The 18,645-nt window shown below is 60.8% G+C and carries 15 protein-coding genes; 4 read left to right on the top strand and 11 right to left on the bottom strand.

The genetic code is table 11. From position 1 onward, the window contains the following. Positions 1-26: 26 nt before the first annotated feature. The 3 genes from K0F88_RS16405 to pmbA form a co-directional block, all read right to left on the bottom strand. Positions 27-1,403, bottom strand: coding sequence for an aspartate ammonia-lyase (locus tag K0F88_RS16405; protein WP_219095719.1), 1,377 nt, complete (start codon positions 1,401-1,403; stop codon positions 27-29). Then, complete coding sequence (locus K0F88_RS16400; protein WP_094469109.1) at positions 1,384-1,791, bottom strand: FagA protein; 408 nt, start codon at positions 1,789-1,791, stop codon at positions 1,384-1,386. Before K0F88_RS16400 ends, K0F88_RS16405 begins: the two co-directional genes overlap by 20 nt. 134 nt (positions 1,792-1,925) lie before the next feature. Further along, on the bottom strand, positions 1,926-3,272 hold the full coding sequence (gene pmbA, locus K0F88_RS16395) for a metalloprotease PmbA (protein WP_010463346.1): 1,347 nt from the start codon (positions 3,270-3,272) through the stop codon (positions 1,926-1,928). Positions 3,273-3,380: 108 nt separating this feature from the next. Here pmbA and yjgA point away from each other — a divergent pair, with 108 nt between their 5' ends. Continuing rightward, on the top strand, positions 3,381-3,905 hold the full coding sequence (yjgA, locus tag K0F88_RS16390; RefSeq protein ID WP_054049927.1) for a ribosome biogenesis factor YjgA: 525 nt from the start codon (positions 3,381-3,383) through the stop codon (positions 3,903-3,905). A 49-nt stretch (positions 3,906-3,954) separates the two neighbouring features. Here yjgA and tldD read toward each other — a convergent pair whose 3' ends face one another. From tldD to mreB, 8 genes are all read right to left on the bottom strand, one after another. Further along, entirely contained in the window at positions 3,955-5,397 is a 1,443-nt protein-coding gene (gene tldD, locus K0F88_RS16385) for a metalloprotease TldD (protein ID WP_219095718.1), read from the bottom strand. A 4-nt stretch (positions 5,398-5,401) separates the two neighbouring features. Beyond that, positions 5,402-6,262 (bottom strand): carbon-nitrogen hydrolase family protein, encoded by an 861-nt coding sequence (locus tag K0F88_RS16380; protein ID WP_219095717.1) that lies wholly within the window; start codon positions 6,260-6,262, stop codon positions 5,402-5,404. An 82-nt stretch (positions 6,263-6,344) separates the two neighbouring features. Further along, positions 6,345-10,148, bottom strand: a complete 3,804-nt coding sequence (locus K0F88_RS16375; protein WP_219095716.1) for a YhdP family protein — start codon at positions 10,146-10,148, stop codon at positions 6,345-6,347. 75 nt (positions 10,149-10,223) lie between these two features. Further along, positions 10,224-11,681 carry a ribonuclease G gene (rng, locus tag K0F88_RS16370; protein ID WP_010463355.1) on the bottom strand — a complete coding sequence of 486 codons (1,458 nt, stop codon included), beginning with the start codon at positions 11,679-11,681 and terminating at the stop codon, positions 10,224-10,226. A 57-nt stretch (positions 11,682-11,738) separates the two neighbouring features. Continuing rightward, positions 11,739-12,335, bottom strand: a complete 597-nt coding sequence (locus tag K0F88_RS16365; RefSeq protein WP_094469114.1) for a nucleoside triphosphate pyrophosphatase — start codon at positions 12,333-12,335, stop codon at positions 11,739-11,741. Between the two features lie 43 nt (positions 12,336-12,378). Beyond that, positions 12,379-12,870 carry a rod shape-determining protein MreD gene (mreD, locus tag K0F88_RS16360; RefSeq protein WP_219095715.1) on the bottom strand — a complete coding sequence of 164 codons (492 nt, stop codon included), beginning with the start codon at positions 12,868-12,870 and terminating at the stop codon, positions 12,379-12,381. Beyond that, positions 12,870-14,015: a rod shape-determining protein MreC gene (gene mreC / locus K0F88_RS16355; protein ID WP_219095841.1), complete on the bottom strand. Its 1,146-nt coding sequence runs from the start codon at positions 14,013-14,015 to the stop codon at positions 12,870-12,872. The genes mreD and mreC overlap by 1 nt, the downstream gene beginning before the upstream one ends. A gap of 140 nt (positions 14,016-14,155) precedes the next feature. Beyond that, positions 14,156-15,193 carry a rod shape-determining protein MreB gene (gene mreB / locus K0F88_RS16350; RefSeq protein WP_002555108.1) on the bottom strand — a complete coding sequence of 346 codons (1,038 nt, stop codon included), beginning with the start codon at positions 15,191-15,193 and terminating at the stop codon, positions 14,156-14,158. Between the two features lie 210 nt (positions 15,194-15,403). Here mreB and gatC point away from each other — a divergent pair, with 210 nt between their 5' ends. The 3 genes from gatC to gatB are packed head-to-tail and all read left to right on the top strand — an operon-like array spanning position 15,404 to position 18,615. Further along, entirely contained in the window at positions 15,404-15,691 is a 288-nt protein-coding gene (gatC, locus tag K0F88_RS16345) for an Asp-tRNA(Asn)/Glu-tRNA(Gln) amidotransferase subunit GatC (RefSeq protein ID WP_007901429.1), read from the top strand. Between the two features lie 16 nt (positions 15,692-15,707). After that, positions 15,708-17,159 carry an Asp-tRNA(Asn)/Glu-tRNA(Gln) amidotransferase subunit GatA gene (gene gatA / locus K0F88_RS16340; protein ID WP_219095714.1) on the top strand — a complete coding sequence of 484 codons (1,452 nt, stop codon included), beginning with the start codon at positions 15,708-15,710 and terminating at the stop codon, positions 17,157-17,159. A 10-nt stretch (positions 17,160-17,169) separates the two neighbouring features. Further along, positions 17,170-18,615, top strand: a complete 1,446-nt coding sequence (gene gatB / locus K0F88_RS16335; RefSeq protein WP_219095713.1) for an Asp-tRNA(Asn)/Glu-tRNA(Gln) amidotransferase subunit GatB — start codon at positions 17,170-17,172, stop codon at positions 18,613-18,615. Positions 18,616-18,645 lie beyond the last annotated feature (30 nt).

Raw genomic sequence — 18,645 nt, 5'->3', positions numbered from 1 at the left:
GTGAACCTCCAAAGCGGTAGCGGTGATTACACGCCGCCTGCGGTGAGCTTCTCTGGGTTGAGTAATTCTTCCAGTTGGCTGCGCGTCAGGTCGGTGTGTTCCAGGGCGACATCGATCACCGGCCGCCCCTGCTTATAGGCCTTCTTGGCGATTTCAGCAGCTTTTTGGTAACCAATGATCGGGTTGAGTGCGGTCACCAAAATCGGGTTGCGCGACAGCGCCTCTTTGATACGCGATTCGTTGACCTTGAAGCTGGCGATGGCCTTCTCACCCAGCAGATGGCTGGAGTTGGCCAGCAATTCGATGCTGCTCAGCAGGTTCTGGGCGATGATCGGCAGCATCACGTTCAGCTCGAAATTGCCCGACTGACCGGCGATGGTGATGACCGTGTCATTGCCGATCACCTGGGCGGCGACCATGGCGGTGGCTTCCGGGATCACCGGGTTGACCTTACCTGGCATGATCGAAGAGCCCGGTTGCAAGGCTTCGAGCTCGATTTCGCCGAGGCCGGCCAGCGGGCCGGAGTTCATCCAGCGCAGGTCGTTGGCGATTTTCATCAACGAAACCGCTGTCGCTTTGAGCTGCCCGGAGACCGCCACCGCAGTGTCCTGGGAACCTATCAGCGCAAACAGATCCTTGCCCGGCGTGAACTGAACGTGGGTCAGCTCGCTCAGCTGTTGGCTGAAACGCGCTGCGAATTGCGGATGTGCATTGACCCCGGTGCCGACCGCCGTGCCGCCCTGGGCCAGGGATTGCAGGCTCGGCAGCAGGTCCTGCACATGACCGATGTTGGCCTTGAGCTGTTGCGCCCAGCCATTGAGCACCTGGCTCATGCGCACCGGCATGGCGTCCATCAGGTGCGTGCGACCGGTTTTGACGTGGTGATGAACCTCTTCAGCCTTGCGTTCGATGACCTGCACCAGACGCACCAGCGCCGGCAGCAGTTGCTCATGCAACGCAAGTGCAGCGCTGACATGGATGGTGGTCGGGATAATGTCGTTGCTGCTTTGGCCGCAATTCACGTGGTCGTTAGGATTCACCGGCTCGCCGAGCAGGCGGCTGGCCAGGGTGGCAATCACTTCGTTGGCATTCATGTTGGAACTGGTGCCGGAACCGGTCTGGAAGATGTCCACCGGGAAGTGCTGCATGAAGTCGCCTTGAAGCAGCCCCAGTGCCGCATCGACGATGGCTTTGCCCTGGGACTCGCTGATTTGCTTGAGCTCGACGTTGGCCTGGGCGGCGGCGGCCTTGGCGAGGATCAACGCACGGATGAACTGCACGGGCATCGGTTTGCCGCTGATCGGGAAGTTATCCACCGCACGCTGGGTCTGCGCGCCATAGAGCGCATCCACCGGGACTTGAAGCTCGCCCATGCTGTCGCGCTCAATACGAGTCTTGTTCATCAGAAAATCCTTGCACCAGTTCTATGAGAGGAATCGAGGGCTGCAACTCGCAGATCGCCAGTTGCCAGGTGTAGCTTTGCCAGCGCTTGAGGCGGCATTTGCACAGAGAGAGGCGTTCAAGTTCGCGCAAAGGGCGCCAGGCCTGGTCCAGGCAGTAAGTCCGCCAATGCCAGGGCAACGCGACATCGGCAGCGGTGTCGAGCAGCAAACGGAAAGAGGTTTCGGCGATGGTCCAGGGAGAAGTGGCCGTGCAACACGCCAGATACCGGCCTTCAGCCAGGTAATGTTCGATCAGGCGAGGCTCGTCAGGGTCCATCGCGCAACGGATCTGGCGACTCATCCAGCGCCAGCTTTCGAGGTAAGGCTGCTCGTGCAAGGCAGAACTCATGATCCGGGCTCATTCGGTAATGAGATTTATTATTAGATGATAATGAGAACCAAAACAACCCCAAGAAAACCAACGCAAAAAAAGGCGCGCCACCCAACGATGGGTGGCGCGCCTTTTTGTGTAACGGCTAAGCGTTAGCTGCCGGCTACCGTCATCCGTTCGATCAACACCGAACCGGTGCGAATGTTGCTGCGCAATTCCAGGTCATTACCGACGGCAACGATCTGCTTGAACATGTCGCGCATGTTGCCGGCGATGGTCACTTCCTGGACCGCGAACTGGATTTCGCCATTCTCGACCCAGTAACCCGCCGCGCCCCGGGAATAATCGCCGGTGACCATGTTCAGGCCCTGGCCCATCAGTTCGGTGACCAGCAAGCCGCGACCCATGCGCCGCAGCAAGGCAGCCTGATCTTCATCACCATGGGTGACGAACAGGTTGTGCACGCCACCGGCGTTGGCGGTGCTCGGCATGCCGAGTTTGCGACCCGAATAGGTGCCAAGGATGTAGGACACCAACTCGCCTTTCTCGACGAACGGTTTGGCGTAAGTTGCCAAGCCATCACCGTCGAACGCCGAACTGCCCATGGCGCGCATCAGGTGCGGACGCTCATCGATGGTCAGCCATTCCGGGAACAGTTTCTGACCCAGCGTGCCTTCAAGGAAAGACGATTTGCGATAGAGGCTGCCGCCGGAAATCGCCGAGAGGAAGCTGCCGAACAAGCCACCGGCCAGTTCCGCAGAAAACAGCACCGGCACTTCGCAGGTCGGCACCGGACGGGCGCCCAACCGGCTCGCGGCCCGTTGCGCGGCACGCTGGCCGATGCTCACCGGGTCGGCCAACAAGTTGCCCTGACGGTTCACGTCGTACCAGTAATCGCGCTGCATCTGGCCGTCAGCCTCGGCGATCATCACGCAGCTCAGGCTGTGACGGGTCGACGCATAGCCGCCGATAAAACCGTGACTGTTGCCGTAAACGCGGCAGCCTTGATGAGTGCTGAGGGTGGTGCCGTCGGCGTTCTTGATCCGGCTGTCGGCAGCAAATGCCGCGGCTTCACAGGTCAGCGCCTGCTCGATGGCTTGCTCTGGGGTGATGTCCCATTCATGGAACAGGTCGAAATCTTGCAGATCCCTGGCCATCAGCGCGGCATCTGCCAGGCCGGAAGCTTCGTCTTCGGAAGTGTGCTTGGCGATGGCCAACGCCGCCGCGACGGTTTCACGAATCGCTTCAGGACCACTGGCCGAGGTGCTGGCCGAGCCTTTGCGCTGACCGACATACAAGGTGATGCCAAAGCCTTGGTCACGATTGAATTCGACGGTTTCGACTTCACGCTGGCGCACCGAGGTGGACAGGCCCTGCTCCAGGGACACGGCCACTTCACAGGCACTGGCACCCTGACGCTTGGCTTCAGCGATGATCTGCTCGACTTGTTCTTGCAGTGCCGGCAACGCTTGTGGGCCGACGCTTTCAACTGCACTCATGCTGTTCTCCACTCAAATTCTGCTTTCGGCTGGGGCCTTCGAGCGACCGGGCCGGACAAGCGGCCCCCGACTGGTTATCATGGCGGCGTTTCTTTGCGGACGGCCACCATGGTTGATTCTTACGACGACTCCCTCGATACGGGAGAAAAAAGCAAATCCCAGGTTAAACGCGAGCTCCATGCTCTGGTTGACCTCGGCGAGCGCCTTACAACGCTCAAGCCTGACTTGCTGGCAAAACTGCCGTTGACCGACGCTATGCGCCGGGCACTGGCCGATGCGCCCAAGCACACCGCGAATATCGCGCGTAAACGGCACCTTATGTTCATCGGCAAACTGATGCGCGATCAGGACACTGACGCCATTTTGATGCTGCTCGATCAACTCGATGCCTCCACCCGGCAGTACAACGAACGTTTCCATGGCCTGGAACGCTGGCGCGATCGCTTGATCGCGGGCGACGATGCGGTCCTGGAGAAGTTCGTGCTCGACTACCCGGAGGCTGATCGTCAGCAGTTGCGCTCCCTGATCCGTCAGGCCCAGCACGAACTGGCGACCAACAAGCCACCGGCATCGAGCCGTAAAATCTTCAAGTACATCCGTGAGCTGGACGAGACTCAACGCGGTCTGCGTTAAATCTCGAATCGGGTGAGTCGCCAAGCGGCTCACCCGAAGCTCCATCCTTTTACGATCCTGTGCCACCCACAGTGATCGCATCGATTTTCAGCGTTGGCTGGCCGACACCCACCGGCACCGACTGCCCATCCTTGCCACACGTCCCCACGCCACTGTCCAGCGCCAGATCGTTACCGACCATCGACACCTTGCTCATGGCTTCCGGGCCGTTGCCGATCAACGTCGCGCCTTTGACCGGGGCGGTGATTTTGCCGTCTTCGATCAGGTACGCCTCGCTGGTGGAGAACACGAACTTGCCGCTGGTAATGTCCACCTGCCCGCCGCCGAGGTTGGCGCAATAGATGCCGCGCTTGACCGACTTGATGATTTCTTCCGGGTCGCTTTCGCCGGCCAGCATGTAGGTGTTGGTCATCCGTGGCATCGGCAGATGCGCATAGGATTCACGACGACCGTTGCCGGTACGGGCCACGCCCATCAGACGTGCATTGAGCTTGTCTTGCATGTAACCCTTGAGCACGCCGTTTTCGATCAGCGTGGTGCACTCGGTCGGGGTGCCTTCATCGTCAACGCTCAGGGAACCACGACGACCGGCCAGCGTGCCGTCATCGACGATGGTGCACAACTTGGACGCCACCATCTCGCCCATGCGCCCGCTGTAGGCCGAACTGCCCTTGCGGTTGAAATCACCTTCCAGACCATGACCGACCGCTTCGTGCAACAGCACGCCGGACCAGCCCGAGCCCAACACCACCGGCAACGTACCGGCCGGTGCAGGAATGGCTTCCAGATTCACCAGCGCCTGACGCAGTGCTTCACGGGCGTAGCTCATGGCGCGGTCTTCAGCGAGGAAGTAACGGTAATCGGTACGCCCGCCACCGCCATGACCACCGCGCTCGCGGCGACCGTTTTGCTCGACGATCACGCTGACGTTGAAGCGCACCAACGGCCGCACATCGGCGGCCAGGCTGCCGTCGGTCGAAGCGACAAGAATGCGTTCCCAGACACCGGCCATGCTCACGGTGACTTGCTGAATACGCGGGTCGAGGGCGCGAGTGGCGACGTCGATGCGCTTGAGCAGTTCGACTTTCTCCGCGCGGCTCATCACTTCCAGCGGGTTGTCCGGCCCGTACAACTGGGCGACGTCCGCCGTGGTGAACGCCTGCACTGTGCCGTTCTGCCCGGCGCGGGAGATCGAACGCGCCGCACGGGCCGCTGCGCCGAGGGCTTCGAGGGTGATGGCATTGCTGTAGGCGAAACCGGTTTTTTCACCCGATTGCGCACGCACGCCGACGCCTTGGTCGAGGTTGAAGCTGCCTTCCTTGACGATCCCGTCTTCCAGCGCCCAGGACTCGGAAATCTGCCCCTGGAAATACAGATCCGCGGCATCAATGCCCGGGCCGGCCAGATCGCCGAGCACACCTTGCAGGCTCTCAATCGTTACGCCACCAGGGGCCAGGAGGTGTTCACTGACGGAGGACAACAACTCGCTCATATGTTTACGCCTTAAATTCGTCGTTCCGTGCAGGTCGCTGGGCGCCCTGCGAGAAAAAGCGCCGGTGACTGGACACCGGCATCCGCGCCCTGATGGACGCCTGTTCGCTGCTATCGCGTTCGGCCAGCAGCACGGCCTCGCCTTGATCCTGTTGTGCCAGCACGCGTCCCCAAGGGTCGACGATCGCCGCGTGACCCCAGGTTTCCCGCGGTCCCGGATGCGTCCCACCCTGGGCGGCCGCTAGCACATAACATTGAGTCTCGATGGCCCGTGCGCGAATCAGCACATCCCAATGCGCCGCGCCGGTCACCGCAGTAAATGCCGACGGCGCGGTAATCAATTGCGCGCCCGCAGCGCGCAGTTCGCTGTACAACTCCGGGAAACGCAGGTCGTAACACACTGTCAGGCCGACCCGGCCGACGGGCGTGTCCGCCACCACGACCCCACTGCCATAAGCATAGTCATCGGATTCGCGATACCGCCCGCGATTGTCCGCCACGTCCACGTCGAACAGGTGCAGCTTGTCATAGCGCGCCACCGTTTCGCCCTGATCATTGACCAGCAACGAGCAGGCATGGGCTTTGGACGTCGGATGGTCCACTGGCGGCAACGGCAACGTGCCGGCCACTATCCATAACTTGAGGTCGCGGGCGGTCTGTTTCAACCACGGCAGGATCGGACCTTCACCCAACGCCTCGGCGCGGCCGATGTCGGCAATGTCGCGACGGCCCATGGCGGCGAAGTTTTCCGGCAGCACCGCCAGCTGCGCGCCACCCGCCGCAGCCTCTTCGAGCAAATGCCGGGCCCGGGCCAGGTTGGCCAGCACCTCGCTCTGGCTGACCATTTGAATCACCGCAAAAGACATGGCGCGCTCCTGGGTCGCTTTTTATAAGGACAGGTCGCCATGCTACTCCATAGGCTTGGGGAGTGCCTTTTCAAAAAAGAACTCAAAAAGGCTTGTCGAAGGTGATTTTCGGCTCTTTCCATGGGCCTTTGACGGTGTATTTGACGCTGGCGAAACGTGCCACGCGGTCACCGATCAGCTTGTCGATCAGGAACAGCGCACCGCCGATGGCCGGTGCGCCGACAATCAATGCGGCAATCGGCAGGTTGTTGGTCACCGGCAAAGTCACCAGCAGTTTCGCGTCAACCTGGTCGGCCACCAGGTTCAGGGTACCGTTCAGTTCGATGTTGCTCGACGGGCCGGTCAGCAGGATCGGCTCCTGCGTCACATAAACCCCGTTGGTCGCGGCCAACAGACCTTTGACCCGGTCATAACTCAAGCCTTTGCCGAACAGGTCGGAGAAGTCCAGGCGCAGACGACGACCGATGGAATTGAAGTTGAGCAGGCCGAACACACGCAGGGCCTGGGCGCTGCCTTCGACCTCGACGAACTGGCCTTTATTCAACGAGGCATCAAGGGTGCCGGAGAAGCGTTTGGTGGCCAGCCAAGCCGGTGAACCGGGCCAGCGACCGTCGACATCCATGTGAAATTCTTCACTGGTGACGCTCGGCGCAAAGCCCCAGCCTTTCAGCACGTCAGCGAGATTCTTGCCGCTGATCCGCCCTTTGTACCAACTGCTGGAGCTGCCGGGTATGCCCTCCCAGCCGCCACTGCCCTGCAACAAAATACCCTTGAGACCCAAGTCCAGCGTATTGAGCGCAATACCCTTGGCCGTCGGACGGACTTTCAGATACCAGGCGCCGACGAGGTCCTGCCCCTGGAACAGCTGATTGATGGTGATGTCCAGCGCCGGGATCTTGGTCGGGTCCACCGAGGCCAGTGGATCCGGTGAGTTTTCGTCGGCGAGGACCGTCGGGTCGGGTGCCGGCAACCGCACGGTTTGCAGATTGATCGCAATCGGCGCGCCTTTCGCATCGGGGATGTTCGCGCTGCCCTTGACCTGCTGACTGTCGAGTTGCAAAGCCCACGCGGCCGGTTTGCGGTTTAACTGCACCGACGCCTGATCTAGCGTCGTGCCGATACCACTGAGCTTGCCAACCTTGAAGTCCGCACTGCTCAGCAACTGCTTGGCACTGCCGCCCGGATCCTGGCCAGCGTACTTGTCCGCCAGATCCTTCCACGGCCCAACATCCAGTTCCGACAACACGCCGCGTACTCGCAGTCCTTTTGCGCCGGGCAGCACGGCACTGCCGCCGCCCAGGAACAACTCGCCACGACCGTCGGCAAAATTGCCGGGCGGCGCCGCAAACGTGAAGTCTGCCAGCTCACCATAATTGACCCAGTAACGCCGCTCCGGCCCTTGCAGGGTCATGCGGAACGTGGTGTCGCGGCCAGCATCGGCGGTCATGCCGAACGGCGCCGGCAAATCGACCGCCACGCCTTTGAGGCTGGAATTGACCGAGAGCTGGCTGTCAGGGCCATCCAGGTTCAGTTGCAGTTGATACGGGATCAGGCCGGATACCGGCAAAGACTGGGTGACGCTCAACCAGTCGGTGAGTTTCTTGACCTCGACCTGACCGGAGGCGGTGACGCGGGTCTTGAGGTTGCCCGCACTGCCATCGGCAAAAATCTGTGCGGTGACCGGTTTATCGAAGGCACGGGCGGTGATGTTTTGTCCGCTCAAGCCCTTGGCACTGTCGAAGCGGAAATCCCCCTTGAGCTGCGTCAACTCCAGTGAGGGTTCGGCCAGCTTCAACCGCGCCTTGGCGGTCTTGAAGTCGACGAGAATCTTCGGCTGCTCGCCTTTGACCAGCGGAATATCCAGCTTCAGCTTACCTTGCAGATCGCCCTCGCCTTCCCATCCGGCAAAGGTTTCAGCCGTGCCGATTGGCGCTTCCTGGAGAATCTTCAGGCCATCACCCAACCCGCCGGAAAACCCGCCGTCGAGGAACAGGTGGACGTTCTGCCCGTCCGGTACATGGGGGATATTGACGTAAATGTCACGAACCTGAGTGTCGAGCAACTGACCCTTGCTGGCCAGAATCCGCACGCCACTGTCTTCAACGAACACATCCCCGCTAACCTTGCTGACATGCGGCCATCCCGGCTGGAAAGCCAGTTCGGCATCGTGCACTTTGAAAAACAGGCTGATGCTGCGCGCCGTCTCGGCGGCGCCATGGTTCAGCGAGCCCTGATACTGGAAGAAGCCCTGGTCCACCGCGCCTTTGAGAATCGCCGTCCGTAGCCATTCGTCCAGCGCCGGGCTGAGCATGGTCGGCAGGTACTTGGCGGTGTAGCGACCGTCGCCGTCGACCAGGCCGACCCGCAGGTCCATGTAGTCTTCCTGGGTGTGGTCGAAATGCAGGCGGATCAGGAAGTCACCGGCAATCTTGCCCTCCTCCCCCAGCACCTTCAGGTACGGCGCGATCAGGGTGAAACCTTCTTTGTCGAGCTTCCAGGCCAGACGGGCGTTGGCCTGGATGTATTGCCATGGTTTGGCGAAAATCGGGTCCAGGTGCAAGACGAAATCCTTGCTGTCCATCCGCAGTTCGCCCTGACCGAGGTCACCGCTGATGCTGCCGCTGACATTTCTCGCTGCAGGAGCGCCGTGATACGCATCGAAGCCGACCTGATCTAGGTTGGCAGCAAAGCTGAACTTGCTGTCATCGGTGGCATTGGGGCGCAGATCGATCAGCACATTACGCAGCCCGCCGGTCACCTTGAGTCGTTCGATCGCCGTGGCAACGCCTTCGGGCAGCGGCCCCAAGGCGTTAATCAGCGGCGTGAGCGGGGTGAGGTCGAGGCGGTCGGCTTGCAGATGCCAAAGCTCTTCAGCCTTGTCGGTGGCGGCGGTCTGTCGAAGTTGCAGGTGCGATTCCCAGCGGGTCTCGCCGAAGTTCATGGCCAGAGAGTCCAGGGTCACCAGCATGCCTTCGGTGCTGCGCTGGAAATAACCGTTGAGCGCCAGATTGTTGATCTGGATCGGCTTGCGTTCGGCGTAGGCACCCTTGAGTTGCGGCGCGTTCAAGCGAATGGCGCCGCTTTGCAGTGCGCCGTTGCCCCAGTTCACCCAGAGCTCGCCACCGGCCTTGATTTCAGAGAAGTTCCATTGCCGGGTCAGGCGTTCGGGCAACCATTTCGACCAGTCGCTTTGCGGAAGGCTCAGGTAGGCCTCAGCCTCGCCGTCCTTCCACTGGCTGGCGCGAATACGCGTGTGCACACTCATGGCCACCGGTTGGCCGTCGGGCAGGTTAAGACGGACTTCGAGGCGCTGGCGGGAGACGCCGGTTTTCAGGTTCAGGCCAACGTAGGTCAGGGTCAGCGGCGGGTGGTCTAGCGGTTGCAAAGTCACCTGACTGTCGATCACCGACAGCTGCTGGACCATTTGCATGCGGTTGAGCAGTTGCTCTGGATCAAGCGGCTGGTCCTGCTGCACCGGCAACCCTTCCAGCGCCCAATGACCGTCCGCGCCTTCCTTGAGGCTGATCTTCAGGCCGTTGAGTTCCAAGTGGGCAATGCGCACTTCGCGAGCCAGCAGGCTTTCCCAAAGATCCGGCACCGCTCGCACCTGATCCAGGTGCAGGGCGTTGGCACCCTCGCCGACCGTCACATCGTGCGCCAGCAAAATCGGCGCGAAACCGCTCCAGTTGCCTTCCAGCTTACCGATCTGCAACGGCATGCCCAACGCGGCGCTGGCTTTGGTTTCGACGTCGGCACGGTATTCGGCGACCAGAGGCGTCAGCTCCCGGCCGAGGCTGACGTACAACGCCATCAACACCAGGACCAACGCGCACAGGCCAAGACCCCAGCGGGTCAGTGCGGCCAAAATGCGTGTCAGACGTTCCATGTCAGTTGGCTCCCATGGCAAAAATACTGCAAAAAGCTGAGGCCAGCCGTTCTAGTAAGGGTGAAACACAGCGATTCAGAGCAGCACCACGTCGTATTGTTCCTGGGAATACATGGTTTCCACCTGGAACCGAATGGTGCGTCCGATAAATCCTTCAAGCTCGGCGACATTACCCGACTCCTCGTCGAGCAAACGGTCGACGACTTTCTGGTTCGCCAATACACGATAGCCTTCCGCTTGATAGGCACGCGCCTCGCGGAGGATTTCGCGGAAAATTTCGTAGCAGACCGTTTCCGGCGTCTTCAACTTGCCGCGGCCCTGACAGCTACTGCACGGTTCGCACAACACTTGCTCAAGGCTTTCGCGGGTGCGCTTGCGCGTCATCTGCACCAGACCCAACTCGGTAATGCCGATGATGTTGGTCTTGGCGTGATCGCGTTCCAGCTGCTTCTCGAGGGTACGCAGCACCTGGCGCTGGTGCTCTTCGTCTTCCATGTCGATGAAGTCGATGATGATGATCCCGCCCAGATTGCGCAGACGCAGCTGGCGGGCGATGGCGGTCGCGGCTTCGAGGTTGGTCTTGAAGATGGTCTCTTCAAGGTTGCGATGGCCGACGAACGCCCCGGTATTGACGTCGATGGTGCTCATGGCTTCGGCCGGATCAACCACCAGATAACCGCCGGACTTGAGCGGCACTTTGCGCTCGAGGGCTTTCTGGATTTCGTCTTCGACGCCGTACAGGTCGAAAATCGGCCGCTCGCCCGGATAATGCTCAAGACGATCGGCGATTTCCGGCATCAGCTCGGCGACGAACTGCGTGGTTTTCTGAAAGGTTTCCCGGGAGTCGATGCGGATCTTCTCGATCTTCGGGCTGACCAGGTCGCGCAGGGTACGCAACGCCAGGCCGAGGTCTTCGTAGATCACACTCGGCGCACCAATGGTTTTGATCTGCTCGTTGATCTGATCCCAGAGACGGCGCAGGTAGCGGATGTCCATGAGGATTTCATCGGCGCCGGCCCCTTCGGCGGCGGTACGCAGGATGAAACCGCCCGCCTCCTTGATGCCTTCTTTGGCCACGCAATCGGTGACGACTTGCTTGAGGCGTTCGCGCTCGGCTTCGTCTTCGATCTTCAGCGAAATGCCGACGTGGGCCGTGCGCGGCATGTACACCAGATAGCGCGACGGAATCGACAGCTGAGTGGTCAGGCGTGCGCCTTTGGAACCGATCGGGTCCTTGGTGACCTGGACGACCAGACTCTGGCCTTCGTGAACCAGCGCGCTGATGCTCTCCACCGCCGGGCCTTCGCGCAGGGATATTTCCGAGGCGTGAATGAACGCGGCGCGGTCCAGGCCGATATCGACGAAGGCGGCTTGCATGCCCGGCAATACCCGCACGACCTTGCCTTTATAGATGTTGCCGACGATCCCGCGCTTTTGCGTGCGCTCGACGTGGACCTCTTGCAGGACACCGTTTTCGACCACCGCCACGCGCGATTCCATCGGCGTGATGTTGATCAGGATCTCTTCACTCATGGCAGGGTCTCGTTCAGGCATGTTCACGATAATGGCCGCATCTTGTCAGTACGACGCTTAGCGCGCGTTAAGGGTTTGCCAACAGGGTATGCCGAAATGGCCGAGCAGCTCAGCGGTTTCGCACAGCGGCAGTCCAACCACCGCCGAGTAACTGCCATTGAGCCCGGCGACAAACACCGCGCCCAGTCCTTGAATGCCATAGCCACCGGCCTTGTCCCGGGGTTCGCCACTGGCCCAGTAGGCCGCCGCTTCATCGCGAGCGATGCTGCGAAAGCGCACCAGACTGCGCACTACCCGGGACTCACAACGCTCACCGTCAAGCACCGCAATGGCGGTCAAGACTTCGTGTTCCTGACCGGCCAACATCATAAGCATGGCGCACGCATCGGCTTCGTCCACCGGTTTGCCGAGAATTTTCCCGTTGAGCACCACGGCGGTGTCGGCACCCAGCACGCAAAAATCGGCGTCGGACACGACCGCGCCGCGCCCGGCCTCGGCTTTGCCGCGCGCCAGGCGCTCGACATAGGCCGACGGGGATTCTTGAGCTAAAGGGGTTTCATCGATGTCCGCGCTGATGGCGGAGTACGGCACACCGATCTGCGTGAGCAGTTCACGCCGACGCGGCGAGCCTGAGGCGAGGTACAGCTTTCTCATCAAGACATCTCCCTGTCGAGGTACTGGCAGATGCCTGACCGAATTAATTGATTTTGTAGCGTCGACGCAACCCGCGCAAACCGTAGCTGACCCATGGCCAGAGCAATGCACTGACCAAGGCCGGCAGTACCAGCGCCAACGTCGGCTGACGATTGCCGGTCAGGGCGCTCAGCCATAGTTGAACCAGCTGCGCGAGGCCGAAGATCACCAGGATCACCAGGCTCTGCTGCCACATCGGGAACATGCGCAGGCGCTGTTGCAGCGACAGCACCAGGAAGGTGATCAGGGTCAGGATCAAAGCGTTCTGGCCCAGCAACGTGCCGTACAGCACGTCTTCCGCCAGGCCCAGGCACCACGCGGTGACCATGCCGACTTTCTGCGGCAAGTACAACGCCCAGAAAGCCAGCAGCAAGGCCAGCCAGAGCGGACGGAGGATCTCCATGAATTGCGGCAGCGGTGAAACGCTGAGCAGCATGCCAATGGCAAACGTCAGCCAGATCATCCAGCCATTTCGGGATGCGGTAGCACCGACCATTATTCTCGTCCCCCAGTGGTAGCCGGCGCGGAGACAGGCGGTTTGGCGGCAGGCTTCACCGCAGCCGGTTGAGTGGCCGGCGGTTTGGTTGCGGCAGGTTGCGCTGCGGGGGGCTTGGCGGCCGCAGGTTTGGCCGGGGTTGACGCCGGTGCTGGTACTGCCGGTGTTGCGGCAGGCGTTGCAGCAGGCGCAGCGGCTGCGGCGGGCACCACCACGGTCGCCGGCACGGGTTTAGGCACGGTCGCCGGAATGATCGGCCCACCACCGTGCTGGTCCAGCGCTTCTTGCGCCTGGGCAGCTTCGTTGGCGCGCTCTTCGGCGGTGCGGCCGTCGGTGAACACCAGCAGCAGGTAACGGCTGCGGTTCAACGCGGCGGTTGGCACGGCACGCACGATGGCAAACGGCTGGCCGGAATCGTGGATCACTTCCTTGACGGTCGCGACCGGGTAACCGGCCGGGAATCGCTGACCGAGGCCGGAACTGACCAACAGATCGCCTTCCTTGATATCAGCCGTGTCCGCGACGTGACGCAGTTCCAGGCGCTCCGGGTTACCGGTGCCGCTGGCGATTGCTCGCAGACCGTTGCGGTTCACTTGCACCGGAATGCTGTGGGTGGTGTCGGTCAGCAACAGTACACGGGAGGTGTAAGGCATCAACTCGACCACCTGGCCCATCAGGCCGCGGGCATCGAGCACCGGCTGACCGAGGACCACACCGTCGCGCTCACCTTTATTGATGATGATGCGATGGGTGAAGGGGTTGGGGTCCATGCCGATCAACTCGGCCACTTCGACCTTTTCGTTGACCAGCGCAGAGGAATTGAGCAACTCGCGCAGCCGAACGTTCTGCTCGGTGAGGGCGGCAAGCTTTTGCATGCGACCCTGCAACAGCAGGTTTTCGGTCTTGAGTTTTTCGTTTTCGGCGACGAGCTCGGTACGACTGCCGAATTGGCTGGCCACACCCTGCCATAGCCGCTGCGGCAGGTCGGTGATCCAGTAAGACTGCATCAGTACCAACGACATTTGGCTACGCACTGGCTTGAGCAGTGTGAAGCGGGCATCGACCACCATCAGCGCGACCGATAGCACGACCAGCACCAACAAGCGCACGCCCAGTGAAGGCCCTTTGGTGAAAAGCGGTTTAATAAGCCGCTCCTCCCAGGCAAATGTTTTGTTTATTCATACGGCAGACCGGCCTGGATACAGACTGACAGAAGGTAAACGCAAACAGGCAGCACTGCAAAGTGCCGCCTGCGCGCTCAACAGCATAGATGCGTCGGGCGAGATCACTCGCTCGACAGCAGGTCCATGGTGTGTTTATCCATCATTTCCAATGCACGGCCACCGCCGCGAGCAACGCAGGTCAGCGGGTCTTCGGCAACGATCACCGGCAGACCTGTTTCCTGGGCCAGCAACTTGTCGAGGTCACGCAGCAAGGCGCCACCACCGGTCAGTACCAGGCCACGCTCGGCTATATCGGAAGCCAGTTCCGGAGGCGATTGCTCCAGCGCACTTTTCACAGCCTGAACGATGGTGGCCAGGGACTCTTGCAGAGCTTCCAGCACTTCATTGGAGTTCAGGGTGAAGGCACGCGGAACGCCTTCGGCCAGGTTACGGCCACGAACGTCGACTTCGCGCACTTCGCCGCCCGGGTAGGCCGTACCGATTTCCTGCTTGATGCGCTCGGCAGTCGATTCGCCGATCAGACTGCCGTAGTTGCGACGCACGTAGGTGATGATCGCTTCGTCGAAGCGGTCGCCGCCAACCCGAACGGATTCGGCGTAAACCACACCGTTCAAGGAGATCAGCGCGATTTCAGTGGTACCACCACCGATATCGACCACCATCGAACCGCGCGCTTCTTCAACCGGCAGGCCGGCACCGATCGCAGCAGCCATTGGCTCTTCGATCAGGAACACTTCACGAGCACCGGCACCAAGGGCCGATTCACGGATGGCACGACGCTCAACCTGGGTTGATTTGCACGGAACGCAGATCAGCACCCGAGGACTTGGCTGCAGGAAGCTGTTTTCGTGAACCTTGTTGATAAAGTATTGCAGCATCTTTTCGCAGACGCTGAAGTCGGCAATGACGCCGTCCTTCATCGGACGAATGGCAGCAATGTTGCCCGGCGTTCGGCCGAGCATGCGCTTCGCCTCGGTGCCGACAGCAACGACACTTTTCTGGTTACCGTGTGTCCGAATAGCCACAACCGATGGCTCATTCAGGACGATACCGCGCTCGCGCACGTAAATAAGGGTGTTGGCAGTGCCCAGGTCAATGGAAAGATCGCTGGAAAACATGCCACGCAGTTTCTTGAACATGGGAAAGGGACCCTAGGCAACGCGTGGGTAAAAAAGTGCGGCAAACTCTAACAACGACAGGGATTTTGGGCAAGGCGCCAATATGTTAAATTGGCCGCTTTTCTGTGCACCAACCCCCACAATCGCGGCCTTATGACCGTAGAAATGCGGTAGTGTTCCGACAATCTAACACACGGACGCCGTCCGTTCTGTTTTCCACTGGAGATTCCCATGGCGCTTGAACGCTCCGACGTGGAAAAAATCGCTCATCTGGCCTGCCTTGGCCTCAATGATGCCGATCTTCCACACATTACTTCAGCCCTGAACAGCATTCTCGGGCTGGTCGACGAAATGCAGGCGGTCAATACCGACGGTATCGAGCCGCTCGCCCACCCACTGGAAGCCAGCCAGCGCCTGCGTGCAGACGTCGTGACCGAGACCAATCATCGCGAGGCCTATCAGTCCATCGCACCAGCGGTCGAAAACGGCCTGTACCTGGTTCCGAAAGTCATCGACTAAAGGGAAAGAGCCTGCAATGCATCAATTGACTCTGGCCGAGATCGCCCGCGGTCTCGCCGATAAAAAGTTTTCTTCCGAAGAGCTGACCAAAACCCTGCTGGCGCGTATCGCCCAGCTCGACCCTCAGCTCAACAGCTTCATCAGCCTCACCGAAGACCTGGCGCTCCAGCAGGCGAAAGCCGCTGACGCACGCCGCGCCAATGGTGAGAGCGGCGCCCTGCTCGGTGCGCCGATCGCCCACAAAGACCTGTTCTGCACCCAGGGCATCCGCACCAGCTGCGGCTCGAAGATGCTCGACAACTTTAAAGCACCTTACGACGCCACCGTCGTTGCCAAGCTGGCTGCTGCCGGGGCCGTGACCTTGGGCAAGACCAACATGGACGAATTCGCCATGGGTTCGGCCAACGAGTCGAGCTACTACGGCCCGGTGAAAAACCCGTGGAACCTGGAACACGTGCCCGGCGGTTCGTCCGGTGGCTCGGCCGCGGCCGTTGCCGCTCGTCTGTTGCCAGCCGCCACGGCGACCGACACCGGCGGCTCGATCCGCCAGCCAGCTGCGTTTACCAACCTGACCGGTCTGAAACCGACATACGGTCGCGTTTCGCGCTGGGGCATGATCGCCTACGCTTCCAGTCTCGATCAGGGCGGCCCATTGGCGCGCACTGCCGAAGACTGCGCGATCCTGCTGCAAGGTATGGCCGGCTTCGACACCAATGACTCCACCAGCATCGACGAGCCCGTGCCGGATTACAGCGCCAGCCTCAACGACTCGCTGAAAGGCCTGCGCATCGGTGTGCCGAAGGAGTATTTCAGCGCCGGTCTCGACCCGCGCATTGCCGAGCTGATCCACAACAGCATCAAGGAGCTGGAAAAGCTCGGTGCCGTGATCAAGGAAATCAGCCTGCCGAACATGCAGCACGCGATTCCTGCGTACTACGTGATCGCTCCGGCAGAAGCCTCGTCCAACCTGTCGCGTTTCGACGGCGTGCGCTTCGGCCATCGCTGCGCAGATCCAAAGAACCTCGAAGACTTGTACAAGCGTTCCCGTGGCGAAGGCTTCGGCCCGGAAGTGCAGCGCCGGATCATGGTCGGCGCCTACGCGTTGTCCGCCGGTTACTACGACGCCTACTACCTGAAGGCGCAGAAGATTCGCCGTCTGGTGAAGAACGACTTCATGGCTGCCTTTAATGAGGTCGACATCATCCTCGGCCCAACCACGCCAAACCCGGCCTGGAAGCTGGGCGCCAAGAACAGCGACCCGGTGGCTGCGTACCTGGAAGACGTCTACACCATCACCGCCAACCTCGCCGGTCTGCCGGGCTTGTCCATGCCAGCCGGTTTTGTCGATGGTCTGCCGGTCGGCGTGCAATTGCTCGCCCCGTATTTCCAGGAAGGCCGTTTGCTCAACGTTGCGCACCAGTATCAGTTGAACACTGACTGGCACACCCGCACCCCAACCGGCTTCTGAGGAGAAACACATGCAATGGGAAGTCGTGATCGGGCTGGAGATTCATACCCAGCTCACCACCCGGTCGAAAATCTTTTCCGGTAGCTCCACCACGTTCGGTTCCGAGCCGAACACCCAGGCCAGCCTGGTTGACCTCGGTATGCCTGGCGTATTGCCGGTGCTGAACCAGGAAGCCGTGCGCATGGCAGTGATGTTCGGTCTGGCGATTGATGCCGAGATCGGCCAGCACAACGTGTTCGCCCGTAAAAACTATTTCTACCCGGACCTGCCGAAGGGCTACCAGATCAGCCAGATGGAACTGCCGATCGTAGGCAAGGGCCACCTGGACATCGCTATGGAAGACGGCACGATCAAACGTGTCGGCGTCACCCGTGCGCACCTGGAAGAAGACGCCGGTAAAAGCCTGCACGAAGAGTTCAACGGCGCCACCGGCATCGACCTGAACCGTGCCGGCACGCCGCTACTGGAAATCGTCTCCGAGCCGGACATGCGCAGCGCCAAGGAAGCCGTGGCCTACGTCAAGACCATCCACGCGCTGGTGCGTTACCTGGGCATCTGCGACGGCAACATGGCCGAAGGTTCGCTGCGTTGCGACTGTAACGTGTCGATCCGTCCGAAAGGCCAGGTCGAATTCGGCACCCGCTGCGAGATCAAGAACGTCAACTCGTTCCGCTTCATCGAGAAGGCGATCAACAGCGAAGTGCGTCGTCAGATCGAGCTGATCGAAGACGGCGGCAAAGTGATCCAGCAGACCCGCCTGTACGATCCAAACAAAGACGAAACCCGTCCGATGCGCAGCAAAGAGGAAGCCAACGACTACCGTTACTTCCCCGATCCGGACCTGCTGCCGGTGGTCATCGAGAACTCGTTCCTGGACGAGGTGCGCGCCACGCTGCCGGAATTGCCACCGCAGAAACGCGAGCGCTTCCAGGCGCAGTTCGGCCTGTCGGTGTATGACGCCAGCGTCCTCGCCACCAGCCGTGAGCAAGCCGATTACTTCGAAAAAGTCGTGAGCATCAGCGGCGACGCCAAGCTGGCGGCCAACTGGGTGATGGTTGAACTGGGCAGCCTGCTGAACAAGCAAGGCGTGGAAATCGATCAGTCGCCGGTCTCGGCCGAGCAACTGGGCGGCATGCTGCTGCGCATCAAGGACAACACCATCTCCGGCAAGATCGCCAAGGTCGTGTTCGAAGCGATGGCCAACGGCGAAGGCAGCGCGGACGAGATCATCGACAAGCGCGGCCTCAAGCAAGTGACCGACAGCGGCGCGATCTCGGCGGTGCTGGACGAAATGCTCGCGGCCAACGCCGAGCAGGTCGAGCAATACCGCGCGGCAGACGAAGCCAAGCGCGGCAAGATGTTCGGCTTCTTTGTCGGTCAGGCCATGAAAGCCTCCAAAGGCAAGGCCAACCCGCAACAGGTCAACGAACTGCTGAAAAGCAAGCTCGAAGGCTGACCGGAATGGAGCCAGCTCAAATTACTGGCT

The organism is Pseudomonas sp. UMAB-40 (assembly GCF_900095275.1).
GTDB classification, from domain to species: domain Bacteria; phylum Pseudomonadota; class Gammaproteobacteria; order Pseudomonadales; family Pseudomonadaceae; genus Aquipseudomonas; species Aquipseudomonas mandelii_B.
The sequence above is the reverse complement of the archived record's forward strand: the minus strand, read 5'-3'. Positions and strand labels throughout refer to the sequence as shown.

Coding starts and splice junctions, on each gene's coding strand:
- rng (WP_010463355.1), bottom strand. CDS start 11,681: ATGAGTGAAGAGATCCTGATCAACATCACGCCGATGGAATCGCGCGTG.
- K0F88_RS16400 (WP_094469109.1), bottom strand. CDS start 1,791: ATGAGTTCTGCCTTGCACGAGCAGCCTTACCTCGAAAGCTGGCGCTGG.
- mreB (WP_002555108.1), bottom strand. CDS start 15,193: ATGTTCAAGAAACTGCGTGGCATGTTTTCCAGCGATCTTTCCATTGAC.
- pmbA (WP_010463346.1), bottom strand. CDS start 3,272: ATGAGTGCAGTTGAAAGCGTCGGCCCACAAGCGTTGCCGGCACTGCAA.
- K0F88_RS16405 (WP_219095719.1), bottom strand. CDS start 1,403: ATGAACAAGACTCGTATTGAGCGCGACAGCATGGGCGAGCTTCAAGTC.
- tldD (WP_219095718.1), bottom strand. CDS start 5,397: ATGAGCGAGTTGTTGTCCTCCGTCAGTGAACACCTCCTGGCCCCTGGT.
- gatC (WP_007901429.1), top strand. CDS start 15,404: ATGGCGCTTGAACGCTCCGACGTGGAAAAAATCGCTCATCTGGCCTGC.
- gatB (WP_219095713.1), top strand. CDS start 17,170: ATGCAATGGGAAGTCGTGATCGGGCTGGAGATTCATACCCAGCTCACC.
- yjgA (WP_054049927.1), top strand. CDS start 3,381: ATGGTTGATTCTTACGACGACTCCCTCGATACGGGAGAAAAAAGCAAA.
- K0F88_RS16375 (WP_219095716.1), bottom strand. CDS start 10,148: ATGGAACGTCTGACACGCATTTTGGCCGCACTGACCCGCTGGGGTCTT.
- K0F88_RS16380 (WP_219095717.1), bottom strand. CDS start 6,262: ATGTCTTTTGCGGTGATTCAAATGGTCAGCCAGAGCGAGGTGCTGGCC.
- mreD (WP_219095715.1), bottom strand. CDS start 12,870: ATGGTCGGTGCTACCGCATCCCGAAATGGCTGGATGATCTGGCTGACG.
- gatA (WP_219095714.1), top strand. CDS start 15,708: ATGCATCAATTGACTCTGGCCGAGATCGCCCGCGGTCTCGCCGATAAA.
- K0F88_RS16365 (WP_094469114.1), bottom strand. CDS start 12,335: ATGAGAAAGCTGTACCTCGCCTCAGGCTCGCCGCGTCGGCGTGAACTG.